General features: G+C 73.4%; 18 protein-coding genes. 14 read left to right on the top strand and 4 right to left on the bottom strand.

What is annotated here, in order from left to right:
• The first annotated feature begins 35 nt into the window (after nucleotides 1-35).
• From ACIPXB_RS33080 to ACIPXB_RS33030, 11 genes are all read left to right on the top strand, one after another.
• On the top strand, nucleotides 36-1,289 hold the full coding sequence (locus ACIPXB_RS33080) for a beta-ketoacyl-[acyl-carrier-protein] synthase family protein (RefSeq protein ID WP_401455996.1): 1,254 nt from the start codon (nucleotides 36-38) through the stop codon (nucleotides 1,287-1,289).
• The gene (locus ACIPXB_RS33075; RefSeq protein WP_401455993.1) at nucleotides 1,286-2,128 is read left to right on the top strand and encodes a MaoC/PaaZ C-terminal domain-containing protein; all 843 of its coding nucleotides are present in this window, start codon (nucleotides 1,286-1,288) and stop codon (nucleotides 2,126-2,128) included. Before ACIPXB_RS33080 ends, ACIPXB_RS33075 begins: the two co-directional genes overlap by 4 nt.
• Complete coding sequence (locus ACIPXB_RS33070; RefSeq protein WP_401455991.1) at nucleotides 2,128-3,672, top strand: AMP-binding protein; 1,545 nt, start codon at nucleotides 2,128-2,130, stop codon at nucleotides 3,670-3,672. Before ACIPXB_RS33075 ends, ACIPXB_RS33070 begins: the two co-directional genes overlap by 1 nt.
• The gene (locus ACIPXB_RS33065) at nucleotides 3,669-3,923 is read left to right on the top strand and encodes a phosphopantetheine-binding protein (protein WP_401455988.1); all 255 of its coding nucleotides are present in this window, start codon (nucleotides 3,669-3,671) and stop codon (nucleotides 3,921-3,923) included. Before ACIPXB_RS33070 ends, ACIPXB_RS33065 begins: the two co-directional genes overlap by 4 nt.
• Before the next feature lie 64 nt (nucleotides 3,924-3,987).
• The gene (locus tag ACIPXB_RS33060) at nucleotides 3,988-5,076 is read left to right on the top strand and encodes a hypothetical protein (protein ID WP_401455986.1); all 1,089 of its coding nucleotides are present in this window, start codon (nucleotides 3,988-3,990) and stop codon (nucleotides 5,074-5,076) included.
• On the top strand, nucleotides 5,069-5,908 hold the full coding sequence (trpA, locus tag ACIPXB_RS33055; RefSeq protein WP_401455985.1) for a tryptophan synthase subunit alpha: 840 nt from the start codon (nucleotides 5,069-5,071) through the stop codon (nucleotides 5,906-5,908). The genes ACIPXB_RS33060 and trpA overlap by 8 nt, the downstream gene beginning before the upstream one ends.
• Nucleotides 5,909-6,046: 138 nt before the next feature.
• Nucleotides 6,047-6,421: an ectoine synthase gene (locus ACIPXB_RS33050; protein WP_401455984.1), complete on the top strand. Its 375-nt coding sequence runs from the start codon at nucleotides 6,047-6,049 to the stop codon at nucleotides 6,419-6,421.
• Between the two features lie 81 nt (nucleotides 6,422-6,502).
• Nucleotides 6,503-7,648 carry an acyl-CoA dehydrogenase family protein gene (locus ACIPXB_RS33045; protein ID WP_401455983.1) on the top strand — a complete coding sequence of 382 codons (1,146 nt, stop codon included), beginning with the start codon at nucleotides 6,503-6,505 and terminating at the stop codon, nucleotides 7,646-7,648.
• Nucleotides 7,645-8,370, top strand: a complete 726-nt coding sequence (locus ACIPXB_RS33040; RefSeq protein WP_401455980.1) for an N-(5'-phosphoribosyl)anthranilate isomerase — start codon at nucleotides 7,645-7,647, stop codon at nucleotides 8,368-8,370. Before ACIPXB_RS33045 ends, ACIPXB_RS33040 begins: the two co-directional genes overlap by 4 nt.
• A complete protein-coding gene (locus tag ACIPXB_RS33035) occupies nucleotides 8,367-9,092 on the top strand; it encodes an indole-3-glycerol-phosphate synthase (RefSeq protein ID WP_401455977.1) in 726 nt (241 codons plus the stop codon). Before ACIPXB_RS33040 ends, ACIPXB_RS33035 begins: the two co-directional genes overlap by 4 nt.
• On the top strand, nucleotides 9,089-9,946 hold the full coding sequence (locus ACIPXB_RS33030; protein ID WP_401455974.1) for an alpha/beta hydrolase: 858 nt from the start codon (nucleotides 9,089-9,091) through the stop codon (nucleotides 9,944-9,946). Before ACIPXB_RS33035 ends, ACIPXB_RS33030 begins: the two co-directional genes overlap by 4 nt.
• Here the strand turns inward: ACIPXB_RS33030 and ACIPXB_RS33025 are convergent, their stop codons facing one another.
• The 4 genes from ACIPXB_RS33025 to ACIPXB_RS33010 all read right to left on the bottom strand — a co-directional run bounded on the left by ACIPXB_RS33025 (nucleotide 9,947) and on the right by ACIPXB_RS33010 (nucleotide 13,374).
• Nucleotides 9,947-10,525, bottom strand: coding sequence for a Uma2 family endonuclease (locus ACIPXB_RS33025; RefSeq protein ID WP_401455971.1), 579 nt, complete (start codon nucleotides 10,523-10,525; stop codon nucleotides 9,947-9,949). It lies immediately after the preceding gene.
• Nucleotides 10,526-10,681: 156 nt separating this feature from the next.
• Entirely contained in the window at nucleotides 10,682-11,314 is a 633-nt protein-coding gene (locus ACIPXB_RS33020) for a DUF6875 domain-containing protein (RefSeq protein WP_401455969.1), read from the bottom strand.
• Nucleotides 11,311-11,928 (bottom strand): hypothetical protein, encoded by a 618-nt coding sequence (locus ACIPXB_RS33015; protein WP_401455967.1) that lies wholly within the window; start codon nucleotides 11,926-11,928, stop codon nucleotides 11,311-11,313. The genes ACIPXB_RS33020 and ACIPXB_RS33015 overlap by 4 nt, the downstream gene beginning before the upstream one ends.
• 51 nt (nucleotides 11,929-11,979) lie before the next feature.
• Nucleotides 11,980-13,374 carry a pyridoxal phosphate-dependent decarboxylase family protein gene (locus ACIPXB_RS33010; RefSeq protein ID WP_401455964.1) on the bottom strand — a complete coding sequence of 465 codons (1,395 nt, stop codon included), beginning with the start codon at nucleotides 13,372-13,374 and terminating at the stop codon, nucleotides 11,980-11,982.
• 333 nt (nucleotides 13,375-13,707) lie between these two features.
• Between ACIPXB_RS33010 and ACIPXB_RS33005 the strand changes: the two genes are divergently transcribed.
• The 3 genes from ACIPXB_RS33005 (at nucleotide 13,708) to ACIPXB_RS32995 (ending at nucleotide 17,205) form a co-directional block, all read left to right on the top strand.
• A complete protein-coding gene (locus ACIPXB_RS33005; protein ID WP_401455962.1) occupies nucleotides 13,708-15,171 on the top strand; it encodes a multicopper oxidase family protein in 1,464 nt (487 codons plus the stop codon).
• A 211-nt stretch (nucleotides 15,172-15,382) separates the two neighbouring features.
• On the top strand, nucleotides 15,383-16,939 hold the full coding sequence (locus ACIPXB_RS33000; RefSeq protein ID WP_401455960.1) for an MFS transporter: 1,557 nt from the start codon (nucleotides 15,383-15,385) through the stop codon (nucleotides 16,937-16,939).
• Nucleotides 16,936-17,205, top strand: a complete 270-nt coding sequence (locus ACIPXB_RS32995; protein WP_401455958.1) for a phosphopantetheine-binding protein — start codon at nucleotides 16,936-16,938, stop codon at nucleotides 17,203-17,205. The genes ACIPXB_RS33000 and ACIPXB_RS32995 overlap by 4 nt, the downstream gene beginning before the upstream one ends.
• The last annotated feature ends 10 nt before the right edge of the window (nucleotides 17,206-17,215 follow it).

Genomic DNA, 17,215 nt, shown 5'->3' with positions numbered 1-17,215 from the left:
CGGCCCCCCGGACCCCTTACTCCCGAGGAGCAGACATGCCTGGATCGTCCAGGGGCAGTTCGGCGCAGCCGCCCGTCGCCATCACCGGCATGGGCGTGGTCACCCCCGGCGGGTGCACCCCGGACGACCTGTGGAACACCCTGCGGACCGGCCGTTCCACCGCGGCCGAGCTCACCCACTTCGACCTCAGCCGGCACCGGGTCCGCATCGGCTGCACGGTCCGCGGACTCGAGGCCGTCGCCGGCCTCGTCCCGCCCAAGGAAGCCCGGCGGATGGACCCCTTCGCCCACTACGGCACCGCCGCCGCGCTGGCCGCCCACCGCGACGCCGGCTCCCCGACCGCCGAGCCCGGCCGGACCGCCGTCGTCGTCGGCAACGCCGTCGGCGGGCGCGCCACCAGCGACCTGGAGTCCGCGAACTTCACCACCGGCGGACCGGCCAAGGTCAACCCGCTGATGCCGCTGATGACGATGCCCAACGCGGCCGCCGCCCAGATCGCCATGCGGCTGGGCTGGACCGGACCCGCGCTGACGCTGGCCAACACCTGCGCCTCCGGGGCCGACGCCATCGGCCAGGCCCTGATGCTGCTGCAGACCGGCCGCGCCGACCTCGTCCTCGCCGGCGGCTGCGAGCACACCCTGACCCCCGTCACCCTGGCCGGCTTCGGCAACCTCAGCGCCGTCAGCTTCCGCAACGACGACCCCGAACACGCCTCCCGCCCCTTCGACGTCGACCGCGACGGGTTCGTGATGGGCGAGGGCGCCGGGTTCGTGGTCCTCGAACGGCTCGACGACGCCCGGGCGCGCGGCGCCACGACGTACGGTCTGGTCGCCGGATACGCCGCCACCGCCGACGCCCACCACCTGGCGATGCCCCTGCCCGACGGCGCGGGCGCCGCGGCCGCCATGGCCGGCGCCATCGCCGACGCGGGACTGGCCCCCGAGGACATCGTGCACGTCAACGCGCACGGCACCTCCACCCCGTACAACGACCGCTCCGAGGCCGCCGCCCTCACCAAGGTGTTCGGCAGCGCCCAGCCCCCGGTCACCGCGCCCAAGTCCGTCATCGGCCACCTCATCGGCGCCGCCGGCGCCGTCGAACTCATCGCCACCGTGCAGGCCATGCGGCACTGCGAGGTGCCGCCCACCGCCAACCACGAACAGCTGGAGCCAGGAATGGACATCGACGTCGTCCACGGCGCGCCGCGCGCCGTGCGCCCGGGACCCGCGCTCACGAACTCCTTCGGGTTCGGTGGCCACAACTCCTCCGTGGTGGTGATGCCGGTATGACGCTCCTGTCGCTGCCGACCCCCGTCCGCACGGTCACCGTCACCGAGCCGGAGATCACCGACTACCGCGGCGCCGCCCGGCGCGGCCTGCCGGCCGCCCGCCCGGGGCAGGCGTCCCCCGTCCACACCTTCGTCCTCGCCCATACCGTGGCCGAGCAGACCGTCGCCGAACTGACCGCCGCCGAGCCCGGCCCCGTCTCCGTGGTCCACCTCGGCCAGGACATCCGCACCCAGCGGCCCGTCCGCCCCGGCGAGCAGGTCACCGTCCGGCTCGACGTCCTCGGCATCCGCAAGGAGCCCCGCGGCGCCCGGATCGCCCTGCGGGTCCGGCTGATCGGCGAGGACGGCCCCGAGCCCTTCGCGGAACTGGTCATCTCCGCCCTGCTGGTGGGCGCGACCCTGCTGGAGCCGTTCGGTGACATCGCCGGCGGCCCCGCGGCCCCCGCCCCCGTCGGCGCGGGCGAGCCCCAGACCGCCGTGCACGCCCTGACCACCGACTGGATCAGTACGTACGCCCACGCCTCCGGCGACCTCAACCCCATCCACCTCGACGCGGACGCCGCCCGCGGCGCCGGCTTCGAGACCGTCATCGCGCACGGCATGAGCGTGGTCGCCCTCGCGGTCGAGGAGGCCGTCGACCGGTTCGCCGGCGGCGACTCCGCCCGCGTCCGCGGTCTGGGCTGCCGCTTCTCGGCCCCCGTGCCGCCGGACATCCCGCTGGAGATCACCCTCCAGCCGGACACCGCGGCCACCGTCGTCCGCTTCACCTGCAAGACGCCCAAGGGCGCGGCGGTGAAGTCGGGCTGGATCGAGCTCGCCCCGCCCGCCGGAGGTGCCTGATGGCCGCGCCCACCGACACCGCGCCCGCACCGGAGGCGCTCGGCCTGATCGGCGGCTTCCTCACCCAGGTCCGCGACCGCCCGCACGCAGGCGCCCTCGTCTTCAACGGCGACGAGATCACCTACCGCGAGCTGTACGAGCTCGCCGGTGAGGAGCGGGACCGGCTGGCCCGCCTGGAACTCACGCCCGGGGAACCGGTCGGGGTCCTGGCCGACAAGTCGCCCGACTCCGTCGCCCTGGTCCTGGCGTGCCTGCTGGCCCGGCGGCCGGTGCTGCTGCCCTCGCCGGCGCTCGCCGACACCCTGCTCTCGGACCTCTTCGCCCAGGCCGGCTGCCGGTACGTCCTCGCCCCCGGCGGCGCCGCCGGCCGGGTCGCCCCGAACCCCGACGTCACCGCGCAGCCGCTGCCCGAGGACGAGGCCGCCGAGGTGGCGTTCCTGCTCACCACCTCCGGCTCCACCAGCCTCCCCAAGATCGTCCCGCTCGGCCGGGAGGCCGTCGACCGCTTCACCGCCTGGGCCGGACCCGCCTTCGACATCGGCCCCGACCGGACCGTCCTCAACTACGCCCCGCTCAACTTCGACCTCTGCCTCCTCGACATCTGGACCACCCTGGCCCGCGGTGGCCGGGTCGTCATCGTCGACCCGGCGCTCGCCGCCCACGGCCGGCACCTGCTCGACCTGGTCACCCGCCACGACGTGCACGTCGTCCAGGCCGTCCCGATGGCCTTCGGACTCCTCCAGGACGCCGCCGCCAGGACGGGGGCGACCTTCCCCGGGGTGGACCACGTGATGTTCACCGGGGACGCCATCCCCGACCGCGTCTTCGCCGCCCTGCCGTCGCTGTTCCCCAAGGCCCGCATCCACAACATCTACGGCTGCACCGAGACCAACGACAGCTTCGTCCACGAGGTCGACACGGCCGCGACCAGCTTCCCGCCCGTGCCCATCGGGCGCCCGCTGCCCGGCGTACGGGCCCTGATCCTCGACCCGGACACGAACACGCTCGTCGAGGGCCCGGGCAGCGGAGAGCTGTTCGTCTCGACGCCCTTCCAGACCCGCGGCTACCTCGACCGGACCCGCCACGCCGACAAGTTCACCGGCCACCCGCTCGGTCTCGACGACCACCGCTGGTTCCGCACCGGAGACCTCGTACGGCGCGACGGCGCCGGCACCCTGCACCTGACCGGACGCACCGACTTCCAGGTCAAGGTCCGCGGCGTCGCCGTCAACACCGCCGAGATCGAACGGGTCCTGCAGGACCACCCCGACGTCCTGGAGGCGGGCGTCGCCGCCCGGCCCGACCCGATCGCCGGCAAGAAGCTCGTCGCCGGCGTCCAGCGGGCCCCCGGCTCCACCCTGACCGTCCTGGAACTGCGCAAGCACTGCGCCCAGCACCTGCCCCGGGCCGCCGTCCCCACGCAGCTGACGCTCACCGACGAGCCGCTGCCGAAGACGGCCACCGGAAAGGTCGACCGCAAGGCGCTCGACCAGCTCGCCCCGATCGCTCCCGCCCTCTCGACCACCGAAGGAAACCCGTCATGAGCAACGTCGACACCATCAAGACCTTCGTCATCACCGAGTTCCTCCCCGGCACCGCCCCCGCCGAGCTCGCCGTCGACCACGACCTGCTCAACGACGGGGTCATCGACAGCCTGGGCGTGCTGAAGCTCATCGCCTGGGTCGAGGACCGCTTCGAGCTCGCCGTCGGCGACGCCGACCTGGACCCGAACAACTTCCGCAGCGTCGAGGCGATCGACGCCTTCATCGCCGACGCCCGCACGGCGGCCGCCTAGAACCACCCGGCGGCCCCACCCGGCCCCGGCCCCACCCCGACGAGGAGAGAGACGGAGAACGACCGTGCATGACGCACTCACCGGTCTGCTGCAGCAGCAGGCCCCGGTCGGGCGCGAGACCTGGCGGTCCTGGTGGGACCAGCTGGGCGACGGCCGGCTCGACAAGGCCGAAGTCGTCGCCCTGCTGGCCTCCCTGACCAGCCGGCTCCCGGACCACGACACCCTGCGCCACCTGCTCGACTCGCTCGCCGAGCGCCGTACGCCGGCCGCCGCGGCGACCGGGACCGGGCCGGGGTCCGGATCCGGCACTCGTTCCTGGGACGGCACGGTCAACGTCGTCGGCACCGGCGGCGGCCCCAGGACCTTCAACATCTCCACCGCCTCGGCGTTCGTCGCCGCGGCCGCCGGGGTCAAGGTCGTCAAGACCGGCTCCCGCGCCTACACCAGCTCGCTGGGCTCCGTCGACCTGCTGGAGCGGCTCGGCGTCCGGCTCACCGCCTCCCTCGCCCAGACCGAGGACACCCTCGCCGAGTACGGGATCGCCTTCGCCGGCCCCTTCGTCTACCCCACCCAGCTCACCCGGCTGGCGCGCACCGTGGCCCCGCTGAGCATGAAGCCCTTCGGCCGCTTCCTCAACGCCCTCGGCCCCTTCCTCGCCGACCTGCCCGTGGCCGCCCAGGTCACCGGCGTCTCGGCCGCGGCCCCCCTGGACACCCTGCGGCAGCTCGCCGCCTCGACCACGGACCGGAGGATCTGGCTCACCGCCAACGACACCGGCGCCGACGAACTCCTGCCCTTCGCGATCAACACGGTCTACGGGGAGCGCTCGCTCACCCGGGTCATCCGGCCCGGCGAACTCGCCCCCGGTGACGGCTCCTTCGCCGACCTGCGGCCCGCCGCGGACCCCGCCGGAGCGGTCGGCCACTTCCGCTCGGTGCTCGCCGGCACCGCCGGACCGGTCGCCACCCGCACCGTGTGCATGGGGGCCGCCGCCCTGGCGGTGGCCTCCGGCACCCGCCGCGACTGGCTCTCGGCCGTCGCCCTGGCCGAGGACGCCATCCGTACGGGCGCCGCCTTCGCCCTCGCCGACCGGCTGGCGGCGGCCGCGAAGAAGCCGGCCCCGCGCCGCACCCTGGCGGTGGCCCATGCCTAGCCCGACCGCGGCGGGGACCACCGCCCCCGCCCCCTTCTTCCCGGCCCGCCGCCCCGGCGGCACCCCCGGCCTCGCCCTGTTCCTCAACGCGGGGGACCCCCCGCTCCCGGTCCTGCGGGACCTGGTCCTGATGCTGGACGAGGAGGGCGTGGACTGCCTCGAACTGGCCGTCCCGTTCCCCGACTCCGTCACCGACGGCCCGGTCATCCGGCGCTCCGCGCGCCGCGCGCTGGACCGGGGCGGGGCCGGCCTGGACGACGTACTCGGCTTCGTCGCCGACGTACGGCCGCACCTGACCCACACCCGGATCGCCCTGCTCGCCGACTGGAGGTACTCCCTGGGGCACCGGGACCTGACCGACGCCACCCGTGACATCGCCGCCTCCGGGGCGGACGGACTGCTGGTCCACGCGCTGCCCCCGCGGCTGCGCGAGGAGCACCTGGAGTCGGCCGCGGCGGCCGGCCTGCCGGTGGTCACCACCTGCTACACCAAGAGCCCGCCGCAGACCCAGGCCGAGGCCGCCGCCCGCGCCTCCGCCTACCTCTACCTCGTCGCCCACTACGGACGCAGCGGCACCGCGCCCGCCGCCGGCCACGCCGCCCTCGCGCGGACGGTCACCGGACTGCGGGAGCACACCGACTCCCCGATCGCCGTCGGCTTCGGGGTCAGTACCCGCAGGGACGTCGAGGCCGTCGGAGCCAGCGGCGCCGACGCCGCGATCATCGGCTCCGCCGCGGTCGCCGCCGTCGCGGCCGCCCAGGAGGAGGGAGGTGACGTCACCGAGGCCTTCCGCGCCTTCGTCCGGTCCGTACGGCCCGAGCCCACCGACTGACCCCGACCCGACCCCACGACCCCGACCCGACACCCCACGACCTGTAAGGCGCACCCGCACCCGCACCGCACCCGCACAGAAGTGAGACCGCTCCACCCCTCATCCACCACGTACGACCACACACACCGGGAGATTGCCATGATCGTTCGCGACATCCAGTCCGTGAAGACCGTCGAGTGGGGCAACGGCCAGTCCCGTCGCTTCCTCCTCGCCGAGGACGGCCTCGGCTACACCCTCACCGACACCGTCGTCCTCGCCGGCACCAAGTCCCGCCTGGAGTACGTCAACCACCTCGAGGCCTGCTACTGCATCGCCGGCTCCGGCGAGGTCATCGAGCTCGACGGCACCTCGCACGAGATCGTGCCGGGCCGCATGTACGCGCTCGACCAGCACGACGCCCACTTCCTCGTCGCCAGCCCCGACGAGGACCTGCGCCTGGTCTGCGTCTTCTCGCCGGCCCTGCGCGGGGACGAGGTCCACAACCTCGACGCCGCCCGCTCCTCGGCCTACTGACGGCCCGCGAGCGAGCACCCGCCACGGCGCCGCGACACCGTCCACGCATTTGATCCGATCACCGACTCAGAGGGGTCCACCGTGATCCGTTGGAACGCCGACCAGGCAGATCTGCGCGAAGGCCTGGAACGGTGGGGAGACGCACTCAGCGCAGACCACATCGAACTCGACGAGCGCTCCGCCTTCTCGGCAGACAAGTGGAAGCTCGTCCAGAAGACCGGAATCCTGGCACTGCCCTTCGACGAGGAGTACGGAGGCCTCGGGCAGTCGCTGCTCACCACCATGTACGTCCTGGAGGGACTCGGCGAGTACAACCGGGACTCGGGACTGAGCTTCTCGGTCACGACGTCCATCTGCTCGACCGGAATCCCGCTCCAGCAGTTCGGCACCGCGGAGCAGAAGGAGCGCTGGCTCCCTCTGATCTGCTCGGGCGAGGCGATCGGCGCACACGCGATCACCGAGGCCGAGGGCGGGTCGGACGCGATGGCGATGACGACCCGGGCCGTCCGTGACGGCGACGACTTCGTCATCAACGGCAGCAAGGTCTTCGTCAGCAACGGGCCGGTCGCGGACGTGATCGTGGTCTACGCCCGGACCCACCCGGACGGCGGCCCGCTGGGAACGACGGCGTTCCTGGTGGACAGCACGACCCCGGGACTGACGGCCGGCAAGCCCATCAAGAAGATGGGACTGCGGACCTCGCCGCTGAGCGAGCTCTTCTTCGACGACGTACGGGTGCCCAAGAGCGCGGTGCTCGGCCGGGTCGGAGGCGGGTTCATGGTCCTGGACCACGTGATGAAGCGGGAGATCCTCTTCTCCTTCATCGTCAACGTGGGCGAGATGCAACACCGGCTGGACCGCTGTGTCGATTACGCGAAGACGCGTAAGTCGTTCGGAAAGACGATCGGTTCGTACCAGACGATCGCCAACAAGATCGTGGACACGAAGATCCAGCTGGAGACCTCCCGCAAGTGGCTCTACGACACGGGCGAGAAGCTGGAGGCCGGCGAGAACGTCACCGTCGACCTCGCCATCTCCAAACTCGTCACGAGCGAGAGCAACCTGGCCACGAGCCTGACCGCCGTCCAGATCTTCGGCGGGCACGGTTACATGGCCGAGTTCGGACTGGAGCAGGAGGTGCGCAACGCCGTCGGCGGCACCATCTACTCCGGTACGAACGAGATCCAGTACAACCGCATCGCCTCGATGCTGGGACTCGGCAAATGAGTTCCCAGACCTTGCTCAAGGTGTGCGGGGCCACGGCCCCGCGCGACATCGAGGCCGCGGCGGCCGCCGGGGCGGACTGCGTCGGGCTCTGGCACGGCGTACCCGGCGGCCCCTCGGAACTGGACCGGAACGGGCTCGCCGCCCTCGCGGCGGCGGCCCGGTCCGCCGGGCTCCTGCCCGTGTGGGTCACCTTCCTCGCCGATCCCGCCGAGCTCGTGGCCACCGCCCGGCACGCCGGGGCCGGCTGGATCCAGCTCCACGCCTACCAGCCGCCGGCCGTCGTCCGGGCGCTGCGCGAGGCCCTGCCGGCGTCGGTGGGCATCGTGAAGGTCCTGCACGTCGCGCCGGGCGGCGCCGGCTGCGTCGAACGCCCGCTCATCGGGGCGTACGCGCGGGCCGGCACGGACCTCTTCCTCCTCGACACCGCCACCGAGGACGGCCGGATCGGCAGCACCGGCCGCACCCTCGACCAGGCCGACGTCACGGCCCTGCTGCCCCGCCTGACCCGCCCCTTCCTGCTGGCCGGCGGCCTGTCCCCGGCCAACCGCCCGGCGTACGAGGAGGTCGTGCGCCACCCGGGCTTCCGCGGCATCGACGTGGACACCGCGGCCCGCGACCGCCACACCGGCGGCTTCGGGATCCCGGAGATCGCCGCCCTGGCCCGCGCGTGGCGCACGGGCGCCTCCCCCACCCCGATCCGCGAGATGGAGCCGTCGTCATGAGCACCCGCAGCACCGCGACCAAGACGTCCTTCCTGGAGGCCCTGCTGGCCTCGCCCACCCCGGTGGTGATGGAGGTGAAGCGGCGCGACGCCCACGGCTACGACCTGCTGGGCGGCCGCACCCCGGCCGCGATCGTCGCGGCGTACGAGACGGCGGGCGCGCCGTGCATCTCGGTCGTGACGGGCCGCTGGTTCGGCGGCTCGCCGGCGCTGCTGCGCGACGTCGCGGCGATGACCGACCTGCCGCTGCTCCAGAAGGACTTCATCACCCGCAAGGACCAGATCCGCTCCGCCAAGGACCTGGGCGCCTCCGCGGTCCTGCTGACGGCGGCGCTGCTGCCCGAGTCCAGCATGCGCACCCTGGTGACCGAGGCCCTGCTGGCGGGCCTGACCCCCTTCGTGGAGATCACCACGGAGGCCGAGCTCGCCCTGGTCCCGCACGCCTCGCAGTGCGTGATCGCCGTCAACAACAAGGACATCAAGACCCGCGAGCGCGGCGCCGGCGACCTCGGGCGCAGCCTGGACCTGCTCCCGGCGGTCCGCGCGACGGGCACCCCCTGCCCGGTCAGCGCGAGCGGCATCGACGGCCCGGCCACCGCCGCGAACCTGCTCGACGCCGGCTTCGGCGGGCTGCTGGTCGGCACCTCGCTGCTGCGCACCGGCTCGCCGGCGGCGTGGGTGGACGCGGTGGCCGGGGCCCGGAAGGGGCTGGCGGTCCGATGAACACGCTCCTGACGGCCCCGGCCGCCCCGCGGCCGTACGCGCTGGACGCGGCCGGTGTCACCCTCTCGGCCATCCTGGCGGAGCCGGCGCCCGGCACCGCCCCGCGCTCCACCATCCTGGCGGTCCACGGCCGCGGCATGCGGGCGGCGTACTGGAACTCCTTCGTCCCGCTCGCCACCGCCCTGGGCCACACGGTCCTGGCCGTGGACCGCCCCGGCTACGGCGAGTCCGCGAACCTGCTGCCCGAGGGCCTGACCCTGGCCGAGCAGGCGGACACCCTGCACGCGGCGCTCAAGGAGCACGCGCGCACCCACGACATCGGCGCCGGCGTCTTCCTGCTGGGCCACTCCGACGGCGGCAAGGTCGCCCTGCACACGGCGGCCACCGACGGCTCGGTGCCGCTGCTGGGCCTGGACACCTCCGGCACCGGCTACTTCTACAACCCCGAGGCCCTGCACTTCCCCTCGACGCTGGGCGGCGGCGCCACCAAGCTCAACTGGGGCCCGCTGAACCTCTACCCGCGCGGCACCTTCCAGGCCAGCCGCGCCCTGCTCTCGCCGACGCCGCCGCGCGAGTCGGCGGAGACGATCCACTGGCCGCGCCAGTTCGAGGCCCTGGCCCCGCGCGTACGGGTGCCGGTCCGGCTGACCTTCGCGGAACACGAGTTCTGGTGGCAGCTCGACGAGCCCACCCTCGCGGCCATGACCGCCCGCCTGACGTCGGCCCCCACGACCACGGTCGCCCACCACCCGGCGGCGGGCCACAACATCACCCTGGGCCTGACGGCCCCGGCATACCACCTGCGGGTCCTGACGTTCCTGGAGGAGTGCCTGATGGTTCCGGCGGCGGGCTGATTACAGATCGGTGGTGTCGAGCTCGATCCCGAAGGGATCGGGAAGGCGCACCGGGGTGCCGAAGGGGTGGGGCCCGTCGGCCCTGCTGTACCCGAGCCGGCCGGGCTCCGAGAAGAGCGTCACGCTCTGCTCGACCCGGTCGACGAGGAGGTACAGCGGGGCCCCGTACTCGGCGTACCGCTTGCGCTTGACGACGCGGTCGGTCTCGGCGTTCGACTCGGACGTCACTTCGACCACCAGCAGCACGTCGGCGGGCAGAAGGGCGGGGCTCCCCTTGGCCAGCCCTCGGGGTACGACGGCGATATCCGGCACGTACCAATTCGGTGAGCCGGGAAGGTCCAGGTTGCCGGATCCGGTGGCGCATCCGAGTTCCCGCGCTCGTGGCATCAGCTGATCGCGGATGGCTTCAATGGCGAGCTCGTGGTCCCACGTGGGCGGCACGCTGTCGATGACCCCCTCGATGATCTCCGTGCGATCACCCTTGATGTGCTGGACGGCGTACTTCAGGGCGCGCTCCGGGTCATCGACCAGGCTGTAGTCGCCGGGTTCCCCACCGTGGTCGACCGGTGCAGTGGTCATGTGGCCGCGCTCCTTTCCCTCATGCCAGCGACGGTACCTCTCCGGAGAAGGCGGGCGCCCGCGCTGGACCGTCGATCACCCGAACGAGCGGGCACGGCGAAGCGGCGGGTACGGGGTCAGGGTCCGTACCCGCCGCTTTGTGGGCCGGGGTGGGTGTCAGGCCACCACCCGGCTGACCAGCTGGTCGCGGATCCGGGCCGGGATGGCCGGGGCGAACCGCTGGAGATAGTGGTCCATGTGGGAGTCGTCGCTCACCAGGAACGGCAGGTCGAAGACCAGCAGCTTGCGGACGGCCAGCAGCGGCAGCGGGGCGCGCAGCGGCCGGAAGGACTCGTTGTACAGCCCGGGCTCCTCGCACACCGGGTGGAACTGGCCGATCATCAGGCCCTCCGCCACGAACTCGTCCTTCGCCTTGCGCTGGAGCTCGTCCAGCTCGGTCGAGTCCGTCGGGTCGAACGCCGGCAGCACCAGCAGGATGGTGAGCAGCTCACGGTCCTCCTCGGACAGCCGCCTCGACAGCTTCGCGTGCCGGGTGCGCAGCGAGTCCACCGCCGAGAACAGGTCCTCGCACTCCGCGGAGGGCACCGCCAGGTGGAAGAGGTCCTTGCGCAGCGACGGCTGCGTGTACGGACACACCGGGCCGGTGCGGCCCAGCTCCGGGTGGCTGGAGACCAGGAAGTCCTTGCTCCACAGCAGCACCTGTAACAGCGGACCGATGTGGTCCGCCGGCACCTCGCCGCGCGCGACCTCGCCCGCGGTCCACGACATGATCAGATCGTCGCCCCTCATCGGGGGTCCCTCCACATCGGTCGAAGCGTCGGCCCGTCGCCGGGCAGGACGATGTCCCCGCCGAGGCGGGTGAAGCCGAGCCGCCGGGTGACGGCCTCGCCGCCGGGCGAGCTGGCTTCCGCGTACGCGGCCACGCCCTCGCGGTCGGCGCGGCCCATGAGTTCGGTGAGCAGCCCCGACAGCACGCCGGAGCGCTGCCGGTCGGCGCGGACCGCGCCGAAGGCCAGGTAGTAGTGCGGCCGGTCGGTGGGGTGGTGCTCCGCCTGGAGCGCCGTGACGGTCGCCAGGGCCGGCGCGTAGGCCTCGCCGAGCGATTCCGCGAGGGCCGCCCCGAGGGCTGCCTCGTCGGGTTCGGCGCCCGGCGGCAGGAAGAGGATGACGGCGTCGCCGTCCGGGGAGGTGAGCACCGCGTCGTAGGACGCGGACAGCTCCACGAACACCCGGAAGAAGCCGGGCAGCAGCTCGGCGCGGCGCCGTTCGTCGGGCACGATCCAGCGGGTCAGCGCGTCCTGGTGGAACGTGGCCGCGAGGAGAGCGGACAGGTGGGTGACCGCCGAGCGGTCGAGCGCGGACCGGGTCCGGCGCTGCGGGGGCGGGGACATGGACAAGGACAAGGGTGCCTCCGGTTGGAGAGGGCCGAGGGGAGCGTCGAGGGGCCGGCGCCGTCAGGCGGCGCGGCGGGTGCGCGCGGCCAGTTCCGCGACGCGGGCGTGCAGGCGGGGCAGGTAGTGCTCGGCCTCCGGCTTGATCAGGACGCTGCGCACGATCCGCGCCGCGTCCGCGTCGCGCACCGCCTGCGGGTGACGCCGCAGGAACGCGTCGGCGTCCGCGCGCAGCACGCTCAGGAACACCGGGTCGGACTCGGCCGTCATGCCGTCGCGCAGCAGCCGCTCCGAGGCCGCGTCGACGGCGCGCAGCGACCCGTCCGCCGTCGCCGGGAAGTACGTGACGATGTCCAGCTCCGGCGGCTGGTACAGCTCCAGGGAGTCGGAGCTGGTGATCAGCTCCGCCCACGCGAGCGCGGCCCGCCGGTTCGCCGCGAGGATCCGCCCGAAACCGTCCGGGGTCAGCGGCAGCACCTGGAGCGTCAGCCACAGCGCGGCCGCTGCCGCTCCCGCCCGGGAGCACTCCAGGCTGATCTCGCCCAGGTGCAGGTCGGAGTCGGTGAAGTAGGTGTACGGCGAGTCGTGCGCGAAGTGCCGCCCCGCGCGCGGGTCCGGGAACAGCACCGCGCCGCAGCCGTACGGCTGGAGCCCGTGCTTGTGCGGATCGACGACCACCGAGTCGCATTCCGCGATCGCCCGCCACGGGGCCGGGTCCAGCCCCGCCAGGCCCGCCCGGCCGAGGATCGCGTAGAAGCCGCCGTACGCGGCGTCGACGTGCACCCGCGCCCCGTACCGGCGCGCCAGCGCCAGCACCTCGTGCACCGGGTCGACCGCGCCGAGGCCGGTCGTCCCGGTGGTCACGACGACCGTGCCGATCCGTCCGCCGCGCAGCGCCTCCTCCAGCGCGCCCAGGTCGATGCGGCCGCGTCCGTCGGCGGGGATCCGGTGCCCCTCCATGCCCAGGACCTGGCACATCCGCTCGTGCGTGTAGTGGCACTCGGAGCTGTACGCGATCCCGCGCTCCGGATGCAGCTGGCGGGCGACGTAGAGGGCCTCCAGGTTGGCCATGGTGCCGCTGGTGGTGAGGTGGCCGACGTGCGCGGGCAGGCCGAACATCCCGGCGAGCTCCGCGACCGCCTCCTTCTCCATCTCGGTGGTGGCGGGTCCGCCCTCGGCGGCGTGGTTGTTGGGGTTGAAGAGCATCGCCGTCAGGTAGCCGACGACGGCCGCCGGATGCGGCGGCTTGACCATCTGTCCGGCGTAACGCGGGTGGAAGAACGGATAGTTGTGATCCATCCGCTTCGCCAGGCGGTCGAAGGCCTCGGTGAAGGCGTCGGGGCCGACGCGGTGCGCGGCATGGGTCGTGTACGGGCCGAACTGCCCGCCCCAGCGCTCGGCGACCTCGACGGCGCGCGGCAGCCAGTCGCGTAAGTCGTGCAGGTCGTGCAGGTCCACGGTGGGCCTCCCCCAGTCGTGCCGCGGACGCGGAGGTCCGGGCACTCGGTCGTGCGGGACGCCTTCGTCCGGCACGCGGTCGTCAGGCTGCGGTCGTGCGGACGGGGCCGTGCGCGCGCGGGGCCGAGGTGGCCTCCCCGTACGCACTTCGTCCGCACGAGGAGGGTCGCGAAAGCCCCGCAAGGCCCGCGCAACGCGTCACCCCCGCACCCCACGCGCGCTCGAGCGACGTACGAGGTCCGTCTGGTGCACTCGCGGCGCGACCACCTGTGCGAGGCCCCTCACCGCGTGCCCCGGGTGCGTGCACATCCCGTCCCTCCAGGAGGAGATCCCATGGTCACCAGACGCAGCGTGCTCGGCGGCGCCGTCGCCGCGACCGGCGCGAGCCTGATCACGGGCGGCGCGCTGATGCCGCTGCTCAACGCCCGCTCGGCGCAGGCCGCCGACGGCGCCGGCCCGCGGGCGGTTCCGGTTCCGCCGCCGTTCTCGGTGAGGATGCCGACGCTGCCCGTGCTGTCGCCGATATCCACCCTGGGCGGCCAGGACACGTACTACGTCACGATCAAGGAGGTCGCCCGGGAGATCCTGCCGGGGGCGCAGACCAAGGTCCTGACGTACGACGGCCACTTCCCGGGCCCCGTCCTGCGCGCCCGCACCGGCCGCAGGGTCGTCGTCCGCCACCGCAACAACATCACCATGCCGGTCGCCGTCCACCTGCACGGCGGCAACGTCTCACCGGAGAACGACGGCGCCCCGATGGACACCTTCGCGCCGGGCACGGCGCGTACGTACACCTACCTCAACCAGCAGCCGCACGCCCCGCTCTGGTTCCACGACCACGCCCACCACATGGAGTCCGAGCACGTCTACCGCGGCCTGTCCGGCTCGTACCTGCTCACCGACGACATCGAGGCCGCCCTGCCGCTGCCCGCCGGGCAGTACGAGGTGCCGATCGCGCTGCGCGACGCCCGCTTCGACGAGGCCGGGCAGCTGGTCTACGTCATGGACGACGTCTTCGGACGCACCACCATCCTCGCCAACGGCCGGCCCAGCCCGTACTTCCAGGTCGCGGCCCGCAAGTACCGCTTCCGGCTGCTCAACTCCTCCAACATGCGCTTCTTCCAGCTGCGGCTGTCCGACGGCGGCCAGATGATCCAGATCGGCTCGGACGGCGGCCTGCTGGAGCGCCCGTTCACCACCGACACGGTCGGGCTGTCGCCGGCCGAGCGGGCCGACGTCGTCATCGACTTCTCCCGGTACCCGGTCGGCACGAAGATCGTCCTGGAGAACACCCTGGGCCCGGGCACCCCCGACCAGGTCGGCAAGGTGCTCCGGTTCGACGTCGTGCGCACCGCCTCCGACCCGAGCCGGATCCCGAACGTGCTGCGGACGCTGCCCGCGCCGGCGGCCGCGACGGTCCAGCGCCACATCGGCCTCAGCATGGACGAGGACGGCCGCCCCGAGCCGCGCGGCCTGATGGACGGGCGGGTCTGGGACGCGGACCGGATCGACCAGACGATCGCGCACGGCACGTCGGAGATCTGGACGGTGACGAACGAGAACAAGATCGCCCCGCACAACTTCCACATGCACCTCGTCCAGTTCCGGGTGCTGGAGCGCAACGGCGCGCCCGCGGGACCGGCGGAGGCGGGGCTGAAGGACACGGTCCGGCTGTTCCCGGGGGAGACCGTGAAGCTGCACGCCACCTTCAACACGTACCGGGGGACGTACGTCTACCACTGCCACCTGCTGGACCACTCCGCGATGGGGATGATGGCGAACTTCCGGATCCGGTAGGGCGGGCCGCGGCCGACGGCCGTTTCCGGGTCGCTCCCGGGTCGCTCCCGAGTCGCTTCCGGGTCGCTTCCGGGTCGCTCAAAGCGCTCTCAAGGACGGGACGAGGGCGAGGAGAGAAGGTTTCAGCAACAGACCGAGTCCGGCCGTGTCCCCCATGAGCCCCGCCTGTGTCTGGTGCCTGACGCCATGTGAAGTCCTCAGGAGGCAGGTCATGTCCGCCCCCGTCCTCGAACCCCGTGCGGTACGCCCTCCGGGCAAACCCGCGACCGGGTCCGTACCCGGGTCCGCGCCCGGGTCCGCGCCCGGGGCGCTGCCCGGGCCGGCCGCGCCCGGGTCCGCTTCCTCATCCGCGCACCGACCCCGCCACGCCCGGGCGCGCCGCGCGCGCCCGCGCCTGGCCCTCGCGGTCATCGCCTCCTGCAACGCGATGATCCAGCTCGACGACGCCATCGTGAACATCGCCCTCCCGGGCATGCGCGCCGACCTCGGCCTCACCGCCGTCGGCTCGTCCTGGGTACTCAACGCCTACCTGCTCGCCTTCGGCGGCCTGCTGCTGCTCGGCGGGCGCGCGGGGGACATCCTCGGCCGCCGCAAGGTCTTCTTCGCCGGGGTCGCCCTCTTCACGGCCGCCGCCGCGGCCCGCGGCCTGGCCCCGAACGCGGAGGTGCTCACCGCCGTCCGCGTCGTCCAGGGCATGGGCGCGGCGCTGGCCGCGCCGAGCGGCCTGGCGCTGGTCCTGAGCATGTTCGAGGAGGGCGCGCCCCGCCGGCGCGCCATCGCCGTGTGCACCGCGGTCGGCGCGGTCTCCACGGCCGGCGGCCTGCTGCTCGCCGGCACCCTGTCCTCGCTCAGCGGCTGGCGCTGGGAACTGCTGCTCAACGTGCCGCTGGGCCTGTTGATCCTGGCCGTGGGCCCGGCCGTGATCACCGAGACCCGCCGCAACCCGGGCCGCTTCGACCTCGCGGGCGCGCTGCTGTCCGCGCTGGGCGCGACCGCCCTGGTCTACGGACTCGCGCGGGCGGCCGAGGCCGGCCCCGGCGACGCCCGGGCCCTGGGCTGCGTGGCCTCGGGCGTGGCGCTGTTCGCCCTCTTCGCGGGGGTCGAGCGGCGCGCCGAGCGGCCGATCGTGGCGCCGGGGCTGTTCCGCTCCCGCAACCGCGTCCTGTCGTACGCCGGGACGCTGGCGGTGCCGGGCTCGGTGATGGGCGCGTACTTCTTCCTCAACCAGTACTTCCAGCAGCAGTCCGGGTACGGACCCCTGGACGCGGCCCTCGCCCTGACCCCGCTGGCGGCGACGATGGCCCTGATGGCCGGGGCCGCCGTACGCCTGGAGCGGCTCCTGGGGGCCCGGTACCTCATGGCGGCGGGCGCGTCGCTGCTGCTCACGGGCAACCTCTGGCTCTCGCAGCTGGGGGCCGCCTCGTCGTACTGGACGGCCGTCCTCCCGCCGCTCCTGCTCCTGGGGGCCGGCATGGCGTGCTGCGTCATCCCGCCGACCGTCCTGGCCACGTCGGGGCTGGCGCGCGGCGAGGCGGGCGCGGCGTCCAGCGTCCTGAACGCGGTCCAGACGCTGGGTGGCTCGCTGGGACTGGCCGTCCTGGTCGCGGTCGCCTCCCGGTCCGGGATGTCGGCCGGCTTCACGGCGGGTGCGGTGTGCGCGGGGGTGGCGCTCGTGGCGGCGCTGCTGATCCGGCCGGGGGCCTCGGCCGGGGCGGGTCCCGCCGCCGTCCAGCACCGTTCGAGCGGTACCGGCGAGGGTGAGGCATGACCAACACTTTGACCGTCCAGGACGAGGTACGCGCGGTCTGGTCGACCCTCCTCAAGGTCACCGACCCGCCGCCGGACGTGAGCTTCTTCGAACTCGGCGGCGACTCCCTGGCGGCCCACCACATGCTGCGCCAGCTGTCCCGTACGTTCGCGACGGACCTCAAGCTCCGGCAGATCTACGAGACCCCGACGATCGGGGGGCTGGCGGAGGCCATCGTGGAGCGGCTGGAGCGGGCGGGGGTGCCGGGGGCGTCGGCCGGGCGTTGATCCGATGGAC

The sequence above is a fragment of the Streptomyces sp. NPDC090022 genome (genome assembly GCF_044748145.1).
GTDB lineage: Bacteria > Actinomycetota > Actinomycetes > Streptomycetales > Streptomycetaceae > Streptomyces.
This window is presented reverse-complemented; position numbering and strand designations above follow the sequence as displayed.

What these genes read in the sequence shown, in the direction of transcription:
- ACIPXB_RS33040 (WP_401455980.1), top strand. Translation starts at nt 7,645, where the DNA reads ATGAGTTCCCAGACCTTGCTCAAGGTGTGCGGGGCCACGGCCCCGCGC.
- ACIPXB_RS33030 (WP_401455974.1), top strand. Translation starts at nt 9,089, where the DNA reads ATGAACACGCTCCTGACGGCCCCGGCCGCCCCGCGGCCGTACGCGCTG.
- trpA (WP_401455985.1), top strand. Translation starts at nt 5,069, where the DNA reads ATGCCTAGCCCGACCGCGGCGGGGACCACCGCCCCCGCCCCCTTCTTC.
- ACIPXB_RS32995 (WP_401455958.1), top strand. Translation starts at nt 16,936, where the DNA reads ATGACCAACACTTTGACCGTCCAGGACGAGGTACGCGCGGTCTGGTCG.
- ACIPXB_RS33000 (WP_401455960.1), top strand. Translation starts at nt 15,383, where the DNA reads ATGTCCGCCCCCGTCCTCGAACCCCGTGCGGTACGCCCTCCGGGCAAA.
- ACIPXB_RS33050 (WP_401455984.1), top strand. Translation starts at nt 6,047, where the DNA reads ATGATCGTTCGCGACATCCAGTCCGTGAAGACCGTCGAGTGGGGCAAC.
- ACIPXB_RS33075 (WP_401455993.1), top strand. Translation starts at nt 1,286, where the DNA reads ATGACGCTCCTGTCGCTGCCGACCCCCGTCCGCACGGTCACCGTCACC.
- ACIPXB_RS33020 (WP_401455969.1), bottom strand. Translation starts at nt 11,314, where the DNA reads ATGAGGGGCGACGATCTGATCATGTCGTGGACCGCGGGCGAGGTCGCG.
- ACIPXB_RS33080 (WP_401455996.1), top strand. Translation starts at nt 36, where the DNA reads ATGCCTGGATCGTCCAGGGGCAGTTCGGCGCAGCCGCCCGTCGCCATC.
- ACIPXB_RS33035 (WP_401455977.1), top strand. Translation starts at nt 8,367, where the DNA reads ATGAGCACCCGCAGCACCGCGACCAAGACGTCCTTCCTGGAGGCCCTG.
- ACIPXB_RS33065 (WP_401455988.1), top strand. Translation starts at nt 3,669, where the DNA reads ATGAGCAACGTCGACACCATCAAGACCTTCGTCATCACCGAGTTCCTC.
- ACIPXB_RS33070 (WP_401455991.1), top strand. Translation starts at nt 2,128, where the DNA reads ATGGCCGCGCCCACCGACACCGCGCCCGCACCGGAGGCGCTCGGCCTG.
- ACIPXB_RS33005 (WP_401455962.1), top strand. Translation starts at nt 13,708, where the DNA reads ATGGTCACCAGACGCAGCGTGCTCGGCGGCGCCGTCGCCGCGACCGGC.
- ACIPXB_RS33025 (WP_401455971.1), bottom strand. Translation starts at nt 10,525, where the DNA reads ATGACCACTGCACCGGTCGACCACGGTGGGGAACCCGGCGACTACAGC.